General features: G+C 56.1%; 15 protein-coding genes. 7 read left to right on the top strand and 8 right to left on the bottom strand.

The genetic code is table 11. The annotated features are described in order from the left end of the window. Positions 1-68 precede the first annotated feature (68 nt). Both ACQE3E_RS17075 and murU read left to right on the top strand, forming a co-directional pair. Entirely contained in the window at positions 69-1,070 is a 1,002-nt protein-coding gene (locus ACQE3E_RS17075) for an aminoglycoside phosphotransferase family protein (RefSeq protein WP_313729642.1), read from the top strand. After that, complete coding sequence (murU, locus tag ACQE3E_RS17080; RefSeq protein WP_313729641.1) at positions 1,067-1,750, top strand: N-acetylmuramate alpha-1-phosphate uridylyltransferase MurU; 684 nt, start codon at positions 1,067-1,069, stop codon at positions 1,748-1,750. Before ACQE3E_RS17075 ends, murU begins: the two co-directional genes overlap by 4 nt. 2 nt (positions 1,751-1,752) lie before the next feature. On the opposite strand, the gene hemJ is transcribed toward murU, so the two are convergent. From hemJ to pyrC, 6 genes are all read right to left on the bottom strand, one after another. Further along, entirely contained in the window at positions 1,753-2,178 is a 426-nt protein-coding gene (gene hemJ, locus ACQE3E_RS17085) for a protoporphyrinogen oxidase HemJ (protein WP_313729640.1), read from the bottom strand. A 74-nt stretch (positions 2,179-2,252) separates the two neighbouring features. Then, the gene (locus tag ACQE3E_RS17090; protein WP_313729639.1) at positions 2,253-2,825 is read right to left on the bottom strand and encodes a DUF4124 domain-containing protein; all 573 of its coding nucleotides are present in this window, start codon (positions 2,823-2,825) and stop codon (positions 2,253-2,255) included. Between the two features lie 87 nt (positions 2,826-2,912). Continuing rightward, the gene (locus ACQE3E_RS17095; RefSeq protein ID WP_064031551.1) at positions 2,913-3,200 is read right to left on the bottom strand and encodes a lipid-A-disaccharide synthase N-terminal domain-containing protein; all 288 of its coding nucleotides are present in this window, start codon (positions 3,198-3,200) and stop codon (positions 2,913-2,915) included. Further along, positions 3,193-3,918, bottom strand: coding sequence for a glycosyltransferase family 2 protein (locus tag ACQE3E_RS17100; protein ID WP_313729638.1), 726 nt, complete (start codon positions 3,916-3,918; stop codon positions 3,193-3,195). The genes ACQE3E_RS17095 and ACQE3E_RS17100 overlap by 8 nt, the downstream gene beginning before the upstream one ends. A gap of 63 nt (positions 3,919-3,981) precedes the next feature. Continuing rightward, positions 3,982-5,565, bottom strand: coding sequence for an ArnT family glycosyltransferase (locus ACQE3E_RS17105; protein ID WP_313729637.1), 1,584 nt, complete (start codon positions 5,563-5,565; stop codon positions 3,982-3,984). 186 nt (positions 5,566-5,751) lie between these two features. Next, entirely contained in the window at positions 5,752-6,786 is a 1,035-nt protein-coding gene (pyrC, locus tag ACQE3E_RS17110; RefSeq protein WP_313730261.1) for a dihydroorotase, read from the bottom strand. Positions 6,787-6,895: 109 nt separating this feature from the next. Between pyrC and ACQE3E_RS17115 the strand changes: the two genes are divergently transcribed. The 3 genes from ACQE3E_RS17115 (at position 6,896) to ACQE3E_RS17125 (ending at position 9,578) form a co-directional block, all read left to right on the top strand. Continuing rightward, complete coding sequence (locus tag ACQE3E_RS17115) at positions 6,896-7,165, top strand: FmdB family zinc ribbon protein (protein WP_064031554.1); 270 nt, start codon at positions 6,896-6,898, stop codon at positions 7,163-7,165. Between the two features lie 107 nt (positions 7,166-7,272). After that, positions 7,273-9,066, top strand: coding sequence for an aspartate--tRNA ligase (aspS, locus tag ACQE3E_RS17120; RefSeq protein WP_313729636.1), 1,794 nt, complete (start codon positions 7,273-7,275; stop codon positions 9,064-9,066). Between the two features lie 239 nt (positions 9,067-9,305). Beyond that, positions 9,306-9,578 (top strand): hypothetical protein, encoded by a 273-nt coding sequence (locus ACQE3E_RS17125; protein WP_064031556.1) that lies wholly within the window; start codon positions 9,306-9,308, stop codon positions 9,576-9,578. A gap of 101 nt (positions 9,579-9,679) precedes the next feature. Here ACQE3E_RS17125 and epmA read toward each other — a convergent pair whose 3' ends face one another. Continuing rightward, positions 9,680-10,660, bottom strand: coding sequence for an EF-P lysine aminoacylase EpmA (epmA, locus tag ACQE3E_RS17130; protein WP_313729635.1), 981 nt, complete (start codon positions 10,658-10,660; stop codon positions 9,680-9,682). Next, positions 10,660-11,229: an elongation factor P gene (gene efp, locus ACQE3E_RS17135; protein ID WP_064031574.1), complete on the bottom strand. Its 570-nt coding sequence runs from the start codon at positions 11,227-11,229 to the stop codon at positions 10,660-10,662. Before efp ends, epmA begins: the two co-directional genes overlap by 1 nt. A gap of 73 nt (positions 11,230-11,302) precedes the next feature. Here efp and epmB point away from each other — a divergent pair, with 73 nt between their 5' ends. After that, positions 11,303-12,289 (top strand): EF-P beta-lysylation protein EpmB, encoded by a 987-nt coding sequence (gene epmB, locus ACQE3E_RS17140; RefSeq protein ID WP_313729634.1) that lies wholly within the window; start codon positions 11,303-11,305, stop codon positions 12,287-12,289. Positions 12,290-12,375: 86 nt separating this feature from the next. Continuing rightward, positions 12,376-16,362, top strand: coding sequence for a PAS domain-containing protein (locus ACQE3E_RS17145; RefSeq protein WP_313729633.1), 3,987 nt, complete (start codon positions 12,376-12,378; stop codon positions 16,360-16,362). The last annotated feature ends 1 nt before the right edge of the window (position 16,363 follow it).

Below are 16,363 nucleotides of genomic sequence, written 5' to 3' on the forward strand. Positions count from 1 at the left end.
GCGGAACGGAAATCGAATAAAATGCATGCCCATCATTTTACCTTAGGTTGCTCGGCAATAAGTAACTAATGTATTTTTCCAGTTCAGACTCAAGACTCGCGGAGCTCAATGCCTGGCTAGTCAACGACTTGGCATTGGACGTGCGCGGCATCGCCCCCGCTTCCAGCGACGCCAGTTTCCGGCGCTATTTCAGGGTCAGCCACGGCCTTGGCAGCCAAATCGCCATGGACGCTCCGCCGGACAAAGAAAACACCGAGCCCTTCGTCAAGGTTGCCGAGTTGTTCGCCGGCGCGAACATCCACGTGCCGAAAATCTATCGCCAAAACCGCCAGCGCGGTTTTTTACTGTTGGAAGACTTCGGCAGTACCAGCTATCTCGACGCGCTGACTCCGGACAACGCCGACACGCTATACGGCGATGCGATCGACGGCCTACTGACGCTGCAAACCCGCCTTCACGGCACCAACCTTGATCTACCGGCCTACGACGCAACACTGCTACGCCGGGAACTGGGCATTTTCCACGAATGGTTCCTAGCCGGCTTGTTGAACCTGACGATGGCAAGCGATCTGGCCGACGCGACGCACAGCCTGTTGATCGATTCGGCACTCGAACAGCCGCGGGTATGCGTGCACCGCGACTACCACTCTCGCAACTTGATGTTACTGGCGCAAGCGTCACCCGGTGTCATTGACTTCCAGGACGCGGTGATTGGCCCGTTGACCTACGATCTGGTTTCCCTGCTGCGCGATTGCTATATCGCCTGGCCGGAACAGCGGGTTGATACCTGGGTCGATCACTATTACCAACAGGCGCTGACGCTGAACTTGACCGACGCCGACTTCGGGCAATTCCGGCGCTGGTTCGACCTGATGGGGATGCAACGCCACCTGAAAGCCATCGGCATCTTCGCCCGCCTGCACTTGCGCGACGGCAAATCCGGCTACTTGCAAGACATTCCCCGCACCTTGAACTACGTGGAAGAGGTTTGTCGCCGATATCCCGAGCTGGAAAAAATGGGGCACTTCCTGCAACAACACGTCCTGCCGCGTTACGCCAAAACCCTATGAAAGCGATGATTCTGGCCGCCGGCCGCGGCGAACGCATGCGGCCGTTAACCGACCACACGCCGAAACCCCTGCTCAGAGCCAACGGCAAACCGTTGATTGAATATACCATTGAGCACCTAGCCTCGGCGGGCTTTAACCAAATCGTGATCAATTTGGCCCATCTTGGCGAGCAAATCGCCGCCTACTGCGGCGACGGCGAGCGCTGGGGGGTGCGAATACGCTATTCCGACGAAGGCGACACCGCTCTCGAAACCGCCGGCGGCATTGCCAAGGCGCTGCCCTTGCTGGGCGAGGCTCCGTTCGTGACCTTGAATGCCGACGTCGCCTGCGACTTTCCGCTGGAAAAATTGCGGACGGTCGATGTCGATCTCGCCCATTTGGTGATGATACCCAACCCGCCGCACCACCCCGCCGGCGACTTCGCAGTCACGCCGACCGGCCAGCTAAGCGAGGTCGGTAGCGGCAAACTGACCTACAGCGGTATTGGTGTATATCGCCCAGCTCTGTTCGCGAATCTTGCGATCGAACCGTTGAAATTACGCCCGGTTTTGAACGGTGCCATTCAGGCGGGCCGAATCAGCGGAGAACGTTATAACGGCTACTGGTTGGACATCGGCACGCCCGAGCGGCTACACGACTTATCGGAGCGGCTGACCAAAGCCGCGGAATCGGCCGCCTGAGCCTAAAAAGGTTTAAGTACTGCCAGCCAAACGATCGAGAACAAAAACAACACCGGAATTTCGTTGACCCACCGAAAGTACACATGGGAATGGCGGTTGCGGTCGAGTTTGAAGTCCAACAACCACTTACCGCACCAAACGTGATAGATAGCCAATAGGCCCAACAGCGCCAGCTTGGCATGCAACCAGCCACTACCGGAATATAGTGTCCAGGCATAATCGCCCAACATCCAGATCCCGAAACCGAAGGTCGCGACCATGCCGGGGGTCATGATACCGAAGTACAGCTTACGCTCCATAACCTTGAAGCGCTCGCGGCTTACCGCATCGTCGCTCATCGCGTGATACACAAATAAGCGCGGCAAATAGAACAAACCGGCGAACCAGGTCACCATAAAGATCAAATGTAGTGCTTTCAACCAAAGCATAGTCGTGTTCCTGTGTCGCGAGATGATGAATGGTCCAGCAGCAAAGCCTAACCCACAAACGAAACGACCGGCACTTAACGGCCGCCAACTTTCCCCCGCCGCTCGGACGAGGGCTTAGCGTCGACATCGTCGACCGGCTGATTGGGAGCCTCGCCGGGCCGCCGGTCATGTTCATGGTGATGCTGCTGGTCGCCCGAATATCCCGGAGAGCCGCCTAACCCAGGCAATCCGGGAATACCGGGCATCGGCGCCACCGGCGCATAAATTACCGGCGCGCCGATATAAGAATTGCGCCGCTCCAAGGCCTCGGCCTGGCGCCGCTGCGCATCGGCTTGTTGTTGCTGGGCCAGCGCGCTACGCTTCATGGCCTCGACTTCCTCGATCTGGCGTTGCTGTTCGGCTTGCTGCTTTTCGGCCTCGAGCCGAGCCGCTTTTCTGACCTGATTTTCCTCACGCAAGGCTTCTAATTTCGCTTTGGCTTCCGCCTCCCGCGCCGGATCGGCATGTATGTCGAGTTGCCGGCCACCTTCTTGCGAGCAAGGCTTTTGCTGGTAAACCGTTTTGCCGGACTTACCCGAGCATTTAAACACCTCGGCTTGCGCCGAAACCAAACCGCACAGACCTAACAACAGCCACGCTAACCGCATATCCACCTCGCAAATCGAATTTTTGGCGGCGACGATAATTCCTCCGACTTAAACCGGGATTAATGGCCGCTCGCCAAGCGATCCAATCTAGGCCTGACCGGAGTCGTCGCCGGCGCGCGGATGGCGCAAAACAAAGTACAAGTTACGAAAATAGATCAACAAGCCCATACCCTGCCCTAGAATGAAGACCGGATCCTGCTTATGGATCGAATACACCAGTAAAGTCACGCCGCCAAAAATACTGAAATACCAAAACATGGTCGGTATTACGCTACGCTTTTGCCGTTCGCTGGCCAGCCACTGCACCAGAAACCGCGCGGAAAACAGACCCTGCCCCAGAAATCCGACGATTAGCCACAACGTATCGTTATCCACGCGCCACCTCGCTAACTATTGGCCGACTGTAACGACGCTTTAACCACACCACACCCAACAAATCGACGATCCCCGCCAACAGGCGATCCAAGGTGCCGTATTTCGACGTTCCGTGGCTACGCGAGCGATGATTGACCTTGACTGAAATCACCCGACCGCCGGCCATACGCACCAAAGCCGGCAAAAACCGGTGCATATGATCGAAATAAGGCAAGGCCAAAAAGCGGTCGCGCCGGAACAACTTCAGACCGCAACCGGTGTCAGGCGTTTCGTCGTGTAAGATCGCCTGACGGACCGCGTTGGCAAACTTCGATGAAAATCGCCGCCAACCGGTATCGTTGCGCCGATGCCGAAAACCGGCCAGCATCCACAACTGCTCGTCGTCAGCCTCCTGTTGCGCCGCCGCCAAACGGGGTATGTCGGCGGGATCGTTCTGACCGTCGCCGTCCAACGTAGCGATCCAAGCGTAGCGAGCCGCGGCCACGCCGCTGTGCACGGCGCGGCTTTGACCACAACCGCGTTGATGATTCAACACTCTCAGGCTGGGATAACGCGGCATCAGCGCCCGCAAACTAGACGCGGTGTCGTCGGTGCTACCATCATCGACAAAAATCATTTCGAAGGCAAATCGCCCTTCCAGCGCCTGCTGTATCTCTTCGATCAACGGCCCGACATTGTCGGCTTCGTTGTGAACAGGGACCACCACGGAAATCTCCATAACACCACTTTCTCTACTAAAACAATCGATTATACCAAACCATGCCTACGCCTGGCCGGTCTGTTAAAGTGCCTTGATTTCGCCGGCCCGATCGGCGCGACGCACCACCAACCAGTATTCCCGATGGCCTTGCACTAAAAACTCGCCGCCGGGCGGCTGATTTTCCAACGAAACCAAATAACCGTCCGGATGTTCGGCGGCCCAAGCCTTGGCCCGCTCGGCGGGAATGACCGGCAGCGGCCGAGTCAGCTTACCCAAAAAATTCAACTGGCCTTGATAGTTACCGACATAGGCGCACGGCACCCCGGTATCGGCGAAGTTCTTGACTTGTCGAGCCGTTGGCGACAAGTCGTACGCGGCGCCGTTATCTCGAAAAAAGCAAACGAAACCGACGGCGACCGACAACACCAGAGCCGCCGACGCCGCGAACGGCGACAACCGCTGGCGACGCCAAGTCCAAAATCCCAAACCGCCCGCGATCAGCAACACGCTTGCACCCCAGTCGGATTGCAAGGCCCGAACCCAGCTCCACTTCGCCAGACCCGGTATCGTCGGCATCGCCAATAAAAATACGCCGACCGCTAACAGCAGCCCAGGAATCACCATCTCCGAATACCGCGACCGCATCTGAGCGGATTCGTCCCAAACTCTGGCGGCAAACAGTGCGAACGCCGGCATGGCCGGTAACAAATAGTGGATCTGCTTGCTGGGCACGGCGGAAAACACGACAAACGTCGCGCCAAACCAAACAAGGCAAAACCGCGCCCCGGCATCTTCACCGAGCCGCATCGCGCGCAAATTACGCCAAAACCGCGGCGCATAGCCCCACGGCAACAAAAATAGCGGCAGAAATAGCAGATACCAGAACGGCGAGCGAGTATGAATTTTGGTGCCGACGGTCCGGTCGGCAGTCTGATGCCAAAGTATCGCCCGGCCGTATTCTTCGCCGCCAGCCTGAGCGGCTGGAATCGCCCAACTTAAAGCCAGCGCCGCGCCGACCAATACCGCGCCGATCACTCCAAGCGACCAGTTCGAATAGGTCGGCCGGCGCCGGTCGGCCCAAAAACCCACGGCCAACGCGGTCGGCAAAACATGGAGCAACACCACCGGTCCCTTAGCGAGGATGCCCAAGCCCAAGCCCAAGCCGGCCAAGCCCCAAGCTTGCCAACCGCCACCGCGTGCCGCCGCTAATACCCCCAGTAGAACCAGTAGCACGCAGTCGGTCAACAATACGTCGAACATCGTCGAACTGGCGAACAAGGTCCACAACAAGGTCGAGATCAAAATCCAAGGGGCTAAACCAGCGACCCCGCGCCGCTCCGGCCACAACGCTTGCGCCAGCCTCCGCAGCAGCACCAAGTTCGCCAACGCCGCCAACGGTCCGACCAACCGCGGCCACCAATCGTTAACGCCAAACACCGCCCAGCCGGCCTGCATCAGCCAAAACAACAGCGGCGGCTTATGGCTGTAGCTTGCACCGTTCAGATGTGGCACCAGAAAATCGCCGCGCAACCACATTTCCCAAGCCACGCTCAAATAGCGGGTTTCGTCTATCGGAATCGGCGCGCGAAAAAAAACCGTAACGGTCAGCACTAGCCAGAGCGGATACACGCCCCAGCGAGCGATAAGCAAATGTCGATCAGTCATGTGATTGGAATGAGTTTGAAAATGCCGGCACTTAGAGAACACGAACCGGCGAGTGGAAATCGGCAGGGAAGCGAATATTGTGCCGCCGAGTCCGACACCGGAAACCGCCGGTCAAACCGAGCCGATACCTTGAAACGCTCCGGTTCAAATCCCCCACCAGCCCGGTGGATTTGAACCACGCGTCAGTCAATCCGCGACGCGCCAATTCAAGGTTTCACCGGCCCGCAACGGTGTCAATGATTGCTCGGCTTCGCCGTATTGTTCAGGCAGTGCCCAAGTCCGTCTTTCCAGCGTGATAGTACCGACGTTACGCGGTAAACCGTAGAAGTCGGCGCCGAATTGGCTGGCAAACCCTTCGAGCTTATCCAGCGCACCGATTTGCTCGAACGCTTCGGCATAAAGCTCCAAAGCCGCATGAGCGCTGTAACAACCCGCGCAACCGCATGAAGTTTCCTTGGCGGCGGTCGGATGCGGCGCACTATCGGTGCCCAGAAAAAATTTGGGATTTCCCGAGCCGACCGCTTCCAGCAAGGCCTGCCGATGATGTTCCCGCTTCAAGACCGGCAAACAATAAAAATGCGGACGAATGCCGCCGGCCAAAATTGCGTTACGGTTGTACAGCAAATGCTGTGGGGTGATCGTCGCGCCGACATGAGCCGGCGCTTCACCGACAAACTGAACGGCTTCGCGAGTCGTCAAATGTTCGACAACAATCCGCAAGGACGGAAAGCGGCGCACGATCCCGGTCAACTGGGTATCCAGGAAAATCTTCTCGCGATCGAAAATATCGTACTCGGCGGCGGCGACTTCGCCGTGAACCAACAACGGCACCGCGAACTTTTCCATCGCCTCGAATAAGGGATAGGCGGCTTCGATATTCGCCACACCGGCGTCGGAATTGGTGGTCGCCCCGGCCGGATACAATTTGAAACCCTGGACGTGCTCGCTCTTCGCCACTTTCTCGACTTCGGCGATCGGCGTATTACCGGTCAGATACAAGGTCATCAACGGCTGAAAGTCGGCGCCGGCCGGTAGAGCCTGCAAAATTTCGTCACGATAGCGCAGCGCCTGCTCGACAGTAACCACCGGCGGCTTCAGATTCGGCATCACGATCGCGCGGGCGAATTGCCGCGCGGTATGACCCACCACGGTCCGCAACATCGCACCGCTACGCAGATGCAAGTGCCAATCGTCGGGCCGGCTTATCGTCAATTTGTCCATTTCCAGCGGGATTTCGATTAAAATGCCGGCAATTCTATCACTGCCGACCTTGAAAACTTCAAGAGTCGGCCCTATAGACAACTTGATTTCGATTTTTTGGGAGTAGCTCATGCCTATCTACGAATACCAATGCAATGCTTGCGGTCACGAACATGAAGCCCTGCAGAAACTGGGTGCGGAGCCTTTGGTGATCTGCCCGGCCTGTAACGAAGCCGAGTTGAAAAAGAAAATCTCTGCGGCCGGCTTTCGCCTGAAAGGTGGCGGCTGGTACGAAACCGACTTCAAAAGCGGCAACAAGAAAAACGTCGCCGGCGAAAGTGGCAACTCCTCCAGCAGTAGCAGCTCCGGCGGCTGCGGCGGCAGTTGCGCCTGTCATTAACCCTGTCCAACGTCGCTAGAAAGAACGCGCCGGACGCCGGTCCGCGCCTGGCGCTTTCCGTCCTTATTTTTTGAAATATTCCTTTTCCGATCAACTCGAGAACCATTATGCGTAGCCACAAATGTGGAGAATTGAACACCCAACATCTAGGCCAGACCGTCGCGCTGTGCGGCTGGGTCCATCGCCGCCGCGACCACGGCGGGGTCATTTTCATTGATCTGCGCGACCGCGCCGGTCTGGTGCAAGTGGTGTTCGATCCCGACGCGGCGGAAAGTTTCGCGACCGCCGAACAGGTGCGTAGCGAATATGTGCTGCGCATCGAAGGCGTTGTTCGCGACCGGCCGGCCGGCACGCACAACCCGAACATGGCCACTGGCGAGATCGAAGTACTGGGCAAGCATATCGAAGTGTTGAACGAGTCGGAAACCCCGCCGTTCCCGCTGGAAAGCGACATAGAGGTCAACGAGGAAACCCGCTTGCGCTTCCGTTACATCGACCTGCGCCGCACCGCGATGTTGGAGAAGATGAAAGTGCGCCGCGACGTCACCCGCAACCTGCGCCAGTATCTGGACGAACACGAGTTCTTCGAAATCGAAACGCCTTATTTGACCAAGGCCACCCCGGAAGGCGCGCGCGACTACATCGTACCTAGCCGGACCCATCAAAACTCGTTCTTTGCGCTGCCGCAATCGCCGCAGCTGTACAAGCAGTTGTTGATGATTGCGGGCATGGATCGCTACTACCAAGTAGTCCGCTGCTTCCGCGACGAAGACCTGCGCGCCGATCGCCAACCCGAATTCACCCAATTGGATATCGAAACCTCGTTCATGAACGAGGAAGACATCATGGCGGTAATGGAAGAAATGATCCGCCGCCTGTTCAAGGACATCATCAATGTCGATCTCGGCGACCCGTTCCCGGTAATGACTTACGAGGAAGCGATGCGCCGTTACGGTTCCGACCGTCCAGACCTGCGCATCCCGCTTGAACTGGTCGACATCGCCGACGAAATGAAGAACGTCGAATTCAAGGTGTTTTCCGGTCCGGCCAACGATCCGAACGGCCGTGTCGTGGCGATGAAACTGCCCGAAGGCGGCGAGCTGAGCCGTAGCGTCATTGACGAACTGACCAAGTTCGTCGGCATCTACGGCGCCAAAGGCCTGGCTTACATTAAGGTTAACGACCTGGCGGCGGGTATCGACGGCTTGCAATCGCCTATCGTCAAATTCGCCCCGGCCGACGTTTGGGCTAAAGTGATGGACAAAGTCGGCGCCCAAAACGGCGACTTGATCTTCTTCGGCGCGGACAAAACCGGCATCGTCAACGAAGCGATGGGCGCGTTGCGCGTCAAACTCGGCTTGGATCGCGGTTTGTTGACCGGCCCGTGGAAACCGCTGTGGGTTATCGATTTCCCAATGTTCGCCTGGGACGACAAAGCCCAGCGCTACACCGCCATCCACCATCCGTTTACCGCGCCGAAATGCGGCATCGACGAACTGAAAACCGATCCGGGCGAGGCGTTGTCCCGCGCTTACGATTTGGTCCTGAACGGCACCGAAGTCGGCGGGGGGTCGATCCGGATCAACCGCACGGCGATGCAACAAACCGTGTTCGATATTCTGAGCATAGGCTACGAAGAAGCCCGCGAGAAGTTCGGTTTCCTGCTGGATGCGTTGAAATACGGCGCGCCCCCGCACGGCGGCATTGCTTTCGGCTTGGACCGTCTGGTGATGCTGATGACCGGCGCCAGTTCAATCCGCGACGTCATCGCCTTCCCGAAAACTCAAACGGCGGCCTGCCCGCTGTTCAACGCGCCGGCTCAAGTCAGCGAGGAGCAACTCAAGGAGTTGGGCATCCGTTTGCGCAAACCAGCCGGCAAAGACGAAAAAACACAGGAATGACCCACACCAAGGCGGACAGGTTATCGTACGTACCGGCCCGCCAAAACGACCACAAAATTTGCCGAATTAAATTCGGCAAATTTTGCCCTGCTTTTCCGCCGCAATCTTCTAAAAAAGCCCATTGACATCGTTTCGGCGATGTTGCACCCTGAAGACGTTATCTTCGATAACAGGACTCGGGAGCGAGTCCTCCGCCGTTCAAGGATTGCTGTCAAACACTCATCTCCGAGAGGCTTGCCATGAATAAAATCACACCTCGTCTGATCCGCGATTTAAACGAAACCTTGCCGGAAGGCACGGAATGCTATTTGTGCGAAGCGGTTAGAAACGCGCTGTTCAATTACCGCAAGGGCCGAGAACCGTCAAATTACATTGATAAAGAACAAGCCTTGCCGATGCTTGCACAAAGGCTGGGGCGTGGCTTGAAAAATTTCTTTGTCGACGATGTCAGGCAAGCGCTGGACGCCTATGAAGACGCCCGCGTGGGTAGAAAATTCAGCTGGCCGACATAAGTTCCCTGAACGGTGATTTCGAACCGACCGAGAACACCGAGTTACGACGTGCTCCCCCTTCCGGAGAGGGGGACATTTTAACGATCGAGACAACACGGTTTTCAAGCATGCGCCACTGGAAACGCAAGAACTTGGTCGATGGCTTTGCAGTCCGTCAATAACATCAACAACCGATCCAAACCCAAAGCGACCCCGCTACAATCCGGCACCCCCTCTCGAAGCGCTGCCAAAAACCGCTGGTCCTTGTTAACGACCGGCAACTCCTGGCTTGAACGATATGCGATCTCCCGATCGAAACGCCGCTCCTGCTCGTCGGCATCGGTCAGCTCGTAAAATCCGTTACCGAGTTCGACGCCATCGACAAACACTTCGAAGCGCTGGCTAAGCCTCGCGTCGTCCGCTTCGATCCTAGCCAACGAAGACTGAATCGCCGGATAGCCGTGGATTAGATGCACTCGGTCGCCAATCAACGCCGGCTGAACATAGAGACTGAATATAAAATCCAACCACAACGAATGATCGTCGCCGCACAACTCGCCGGCCTCGCAAGCTCCGTGAGCCGCCGCGAAAGCACGGTAGCCGGACAGGTCGAAAACCAGGGGATCCAAACCGGTCCGAGCAGCAAACACCTCTCGGTAGCTCGAGCACTCGATAGCCAAATCGGGGCGCGCGGCTGAAAACAGCGACAACAAGAGTTCGCCAACCTCGGCCATCAGTTGTTTCATATCGAAACCGACCCGATACCACTCCAATATCGTGAATTCAGGATTGTGATAACGCCCGGCCTCACCATTTCGAAACGCTTTGCAAATTTGATAGATGCAGCCGCTTCCGGCCGCCAGCAAGCGCTTCATCGCAAATTCCGGCGACGTTTGCAAAAACAGATCGCGCGATTGTGGAGGGAAATCGAATTGGCTACGAAAGAAATGCAGTTGCGGATCGGTGCCGGTTGCCCCGCATAGCAGCGGCGTTTCCACTTCCAGCACTTGCCGATCCGCGAAAAACCGGCGTATATCGGCCAACATCGCCGCCCTCGCGCGCAACTGTTCGAGAGAGCATGTCGGCCGCCAGATGTTCGACACTATTCCTTGACGCGGGAAACGTATTCGCCGGTGCGGGTGTCGACGCGTATCACCTCGCCGATTTGTACGAACAGAGGTACCCTTACCACCGCACCGGTTTCAAGCGTCGCTGGTTTGCCGCCGCCACCCGAGGTGTCGCCTTTCAAACCCGGGTCGGTTTCGGTAATCGCAAGCTCGACGAAGTTGGGCGGCGTCACCGACAGCGGCGCGTCATTCCACAAGGTCAGGATGCACATATCCTGCTCTTTCAGCCATTTCAAGGCTTCACTAACGGCGTTCTTGTCGGCTTGGTATTGCTCGAAGGTATCCGGCACCATGAAATGCCAGAATTCGCCATCGCTATAAAGATATTGCATGTCTTTATCGACGACGTCGGCACTCTCCACGGTATCGCCGGACTTGAAGGTACGCTCGATGACGCGGCCGGTTTTCAGGTTTCTGATCTTAACCCTGTTAAACGCCTGCCCCTTGCCCGGTTTAACAAATTCGTTTTCGATAATCGAACAAGGGTCGTTGTCGAGCATGATCTTCAATCCGCCCCTGAATTCGTTGGTGCTGTAAATCGCCATTTTTTCCTCGTGAAACAAACAATAATCCGCCGATTATAATGGATTGGAATTTCAATCGGAAACCGGAGCTAAATTGACACCCAAAACCGCCCGTTGGCAACGGTCGCTGGCCGATGCTTTCGACAGCGTCGATGCCTTGTTGACATACCTGGAATTGACTCCGGACGAACTTCCGATACTTCGCGACTACCCAGCCTTCCCACTCAAAGTACCGCGCGGATTCGCCGCCCGCATGGAACTGGGCAATCCCAACGATCCGCTGTTGCGTCAAGTTCTTCCGCTTGGCGCCGAATTGCACGCATATCCTGGTTATAGCCGCGATCCGGTCGGCGACTTGCACGCAATCGCCGCTCCCGGCGTCATCCACAAATACGCCGGCAGGGTGTTATTGGTCGCCACCGGCGGTTGCGCGGTACATTGCCGCTATTGCTTCAGGAGAAACTTTCCTTACGCCGAACAGCAGTTGTCGCGGAGCAAATTAGCTCTGGCGCTGGACTATATCGCTGAACGCCCCGATATACACGAAGTTATTTTGAGCGGCGGCGATCCGCTGTTATTGAGCGACGACAAACTTTTCAATTTGCTGACTGCGTTAGCCGGTATCGGTCATATCCGCCGACTCAGAATCCATAGCCGTATCCCAATCGTACTACCGGAACGCATGACCGATACATTATTGGACTATTTAAGCGGACTGCCCGTTTCTATCGTTTTGGTGGTGCATGCCAACCACGCCAATGAGCTGAGTTCCGACGTTGGAGCGATTTTAAACCGCTGGCGACGGCGCGGCATAACACTGCTAAATCAAAGCGTACTGCTCGCCGGTATAAACGATAATGTCGATGCGCTCTGCAATTTAAGTGAAAAACTATTTGGCTTCGGCATTTTGCCCTATTATTTACATCTGCTGGATAAAGCCGCCGGCGTTGGTCATTTTGAAGTGGCCGAAGACACGGCCAAACAGCTGCTACAACGAATGCAGCGAACCCTGCCGGGTTATCTGGTTCCGAAACTGGTTAAGGAATGCGCCGGCGAACCCAATAAGACCTCGATTCTTTGACAAGCGCGATCCGCTGACAACCATTTCGGCGAATTACGCGAATTCGAGTCTCGTCAGCGATCAATATCCGCCTCATCCGCACCGATATGCAAGAGCCGTCCGCCAACAATGCCAATCCGATTTCCAGGCTAGCGCTGATAGTAGTCTGCCTGCTGTTGCTAGGCAATATCGCATTGACGTTTCTTCACCACCTGCGGACACCGCACGAACTACCCGTATTCGGCACCGATGTCGCGCTACCCGGCTTGGCGATTCTGCTGCTATTGATCTTGATGCTGAAAGACGACCGACGTCGCGGAATCTCCACCGGTTACGACATTCAGGATGCGTCAAGCCAAACTTTGATTGTTGTCGATACCCACTGCATTATCCGTTCGGTCAACAAAACCGCTGCCACTACGGTCAACTTGCCAGTCGAAGAACTGATTGACCTACCGGTGCACGAACTGTTTCATCCCGCCCAGTTCAGCGAAAACGCCTGTCCCATCTGCCAGCACATCCGGGCTGGCCAGGAAATGCCCGCTACCGATTTCAGATACGCCAACGGCCATTGGCAAGAAATTTCGCTAACTCGACTGCCACGACCGGCGTATCCTCGATTGTTGCAAATCCAGACCGACATTAGCTCTCGCAAACAGGTCGAGGAGCAATTAGCCCTTGTGATTGACGGTGCCGAACTCGGTTATTGGGATTGGGACTACCTGACCGGCAAGCATTCGGTGAACCAACGCTGGCTGGACATGCTGGGCCTGCGCGCCGCCGACCTCGACCATTACATCTCCGACTGGGCAAATCGGCTCCATCCCGACGATCGCGAACGCGTTCATCGCATCATTTCCCAACATATCGAATCTGGCGAACCCTACGTAATCGAATTCCGGATGCAACACCGGCAAGGACACTGGGTTTGGATTCAAGGCGCCGGGGCGGTGGTCGCTCGCGATCCGGCAACCGGCAAACCGACCCGATTGTGCGGCACTCACCAAAACATCAGCGCCCGCAAGCAATCGGAAAGCAGCCTGCAAGCGGCCTACCAAATCATCAGTCACAGCGCGGCGGTGGTGATGAAATGGAATAATGCCGAAGGCATGCCTATCGAATTCGCCACCGAAAACGCTCGCCAATTGTTCGGCTATAGCGCCGAACAATTGGCAACCGGTGACATTTTCTACATGAACTTGATTCACCCAGACGATTTGGACGGTTACATTCGGGAAATTAGCAGCTGCGGCAACGATGCCAATTGCCGGGAAGTGGTCCATCAACCCTACCGGATCATCGCCAAGAACGGCGGCGTCAAATGGGTGCAAGATCGCAAAGTTCTGACCCGCGACGAATTCGGACGCGTCGTCGACTACCAGGGCTTGGTGACCGACGTCACCCAGCAACGCCAGCAAAGTAGCGCGATTCGGAACATCATCACCAGCTCCGCGCAGCATGCCGGCGGCTCGATGCTGGATAACCTAGCCCTACTGGCGCTGGAAACCCTGGGCGCCGATTACGCACTGATCGCGGAGCAGTGGGAACTAGGCCGTGCCCGCAGCCTATCGCTGTGCGCTAAGGGTCAAATCGTCGAAAACCTCGAATTGGACCCGCGGGATTTTCCAAGCCCAGACCTTCAAAACGGCACCCGGTGCTGTTACACGCAGGCGGTCGCGGACCGTTTTCCCAAGTCCGAGTGGTTACGCGATCGAGGGATCGTCGGTTATCTAGCGATCCCGTTGCTCGACAACCAGCAACACGGCTTCGGATTCGTGGCAGTCGCCTATTGTCGTCCCATTCCGGACGTAAATCCGGCAAGCGACATATTGACGCTATTCGCGGTACAAATCAGCGCGGAATTGGAGCGTAGCCGGGCAATTGCCGCGCTCAAGGATCAAAAACAGCGCCTCATGGACGCGCAAGCGCTTTCCCACATCGGCGACTGGTGCTGGCATTTGCAGGATCAACACTTTAGCTGGTCGGACGAAATGTATCGGATCACCGGCACCGGCAAGACCGGGTTTATTCCCAACTATGCCAACCTCTGCGAGCAACTGGTACATCCAGACGACCTGAATCTGTTCAAGACGGCAATGGAGCACCCCGAAGCCGAGAACGGCATCGATTTTCGCCACCGCATCGTGCTTGGTGACGGTCAAATTCGCCATGTTCACCAACGAGGGAAGCCGATACTCGCGCCAGATGGCCGCTGTATTGCGATACAGGGTACGATGCAGGACATCACCGATCGACTTCAAACCGAGCAGCGCCTGCTGGAAGCCAAACATCAGGCGGAACAAGCGACCAAGGTCAAATCAGAGTTTCTGGCCAACATGAGCCACGAAATCCGCACCCCGATGAACGCTATCATCGGCTTGGTCGAACTTTGCCTGAACAGCGCCGTGACCGCCAAGCAACGCGATTACCTGGAACGCGTGGAAACCGCGGCGCGCTCTCTTATGACGATCATCGATGACATTTTGGATTTTTCCAAAATGGAAGCCGGGAAGATGCATTTGGAATCGCTGCCGTTTTTATTGGAAGAGATGTTGGACCAAGTGTTTTCGACGATGTCCGAGCTGAGCGCGCGCAAAGGGGTCGACTTGATCCGCCCCAACCTTCAGGGCGCCAGTTACGCGGTCATCGGCGATCCGCAACGGCTCAGGCAAATTTTCATCAATTTGATCGGTAACGCCATCAAATTTACCGATTTCGGCGAAGTGCGAGTCACGCTGACCGAAATCAGCCGTAGCACCCAACACGTCTGCCTGCAATTCAGCATCGTCGACACCGGGATAGGAATGAGCCAGGAGCTACAGTCCAAATTGTTTCAAGCCTTCAGCCAAGGAGATAGCAGCGTCACGCGCCACTACGGCGGCACCGGACTGGGCCTGATCATTTCCAAACAACTGGTCGAACAGATGGGCGGATCGATCAGCGTCAGCAGCCAGGAAAACCTAGGCTCGACTTTTACGTTCACCGTGAACCTGGGTGTCACTAATCTTGCATCGATACGTTTGGCCCAGCACCAACAGCAAAACCCGGTCGATACCAGCAAGCTTCAATACATTCGCGGCGCGCGCATCTTGTTAGTCGAGGACAACGAGGTCAACCGCATCGTCGCGATCGAATTACTAGAACAAGCGCATTTGTGCGTCGATATCGCCGAACACGGCGAAATTGCTCTCGCCAAACTACGTGGGCAAAGCTATGACTGCGTATTGATGGATATTCAAATGCCGGTATTGGACGGCTACGAAACCACCCGTCAGCTGCGCAAGCTGTCCGGCTGCCAAACACTGCCGGTCATCGCGATGACGGCTAATGCAATGAGCGACGACCGCAATAAATGCCTGCAAGCGGATATGGACGATTTCATTAGCAAACCGATCTTGCCCGAAACGCTGTATGCGATGTTAGTAAAGTGGATTCCGCCGCGCCACGACGAGTCGGCCGAGAGTCCCACCGCTTCCGCGGAGGCCTTAATTCCCTATCTTTACGGCATAGACAGTGCAACCGGCCTATTACATACGGCCGGCAACCACGCCGTATACCGAAAAGTTCTGCAAAAATTCGCCGAGAACCATGCCGATACGATGCTGGAAATCGCCCATGCCTTCTCCTCCAACGATTACGACAAGGCCTACCAACTGGTTCACACCCTGAAAGGCTTGGTCGGATCGCTGGGCGCCCTACAATTACAAAGCCAATTGGTTCGTTTGGAGGAATCGTTGAAAGATCACAAGCTCGATATTGCGCACGTGCCGAATATCGACAGCAATATCGCGACGATTACGCTGGAAATGGCCAAGCTCGTCAACAGCATCAAAATCACGCTCCCCCAGGAAACGTCAATGGAAATAGCGCCTTTGCCGTTGTCGTCGCTGGAAACTCGTCAACAACTGGCAATCCTGATCAATAAGCTTCAAGTGTTCGATTCGGACGCCGATCAGCAACTGGACCATATTTTGGCGCACATTGACGATAGAAACCTAATCTCCGCGCTATTGCCCATTAAAAAACAAATCGCCAATTACCAATTCATCGACGCGGCGCAGGCGATAAACCATCTTCTCGATCACGGGATTTAAG

It is taken from the genome of Methylomonas sp. MED-D, from assembly GCF_050276835.1.
Lineage (GTDB): Bacteria > Pseudomonadota > Gammaproteobacteria > Methylococcales > Methylomonadaceae > Methylomonas > Methylomonas koyamae_A.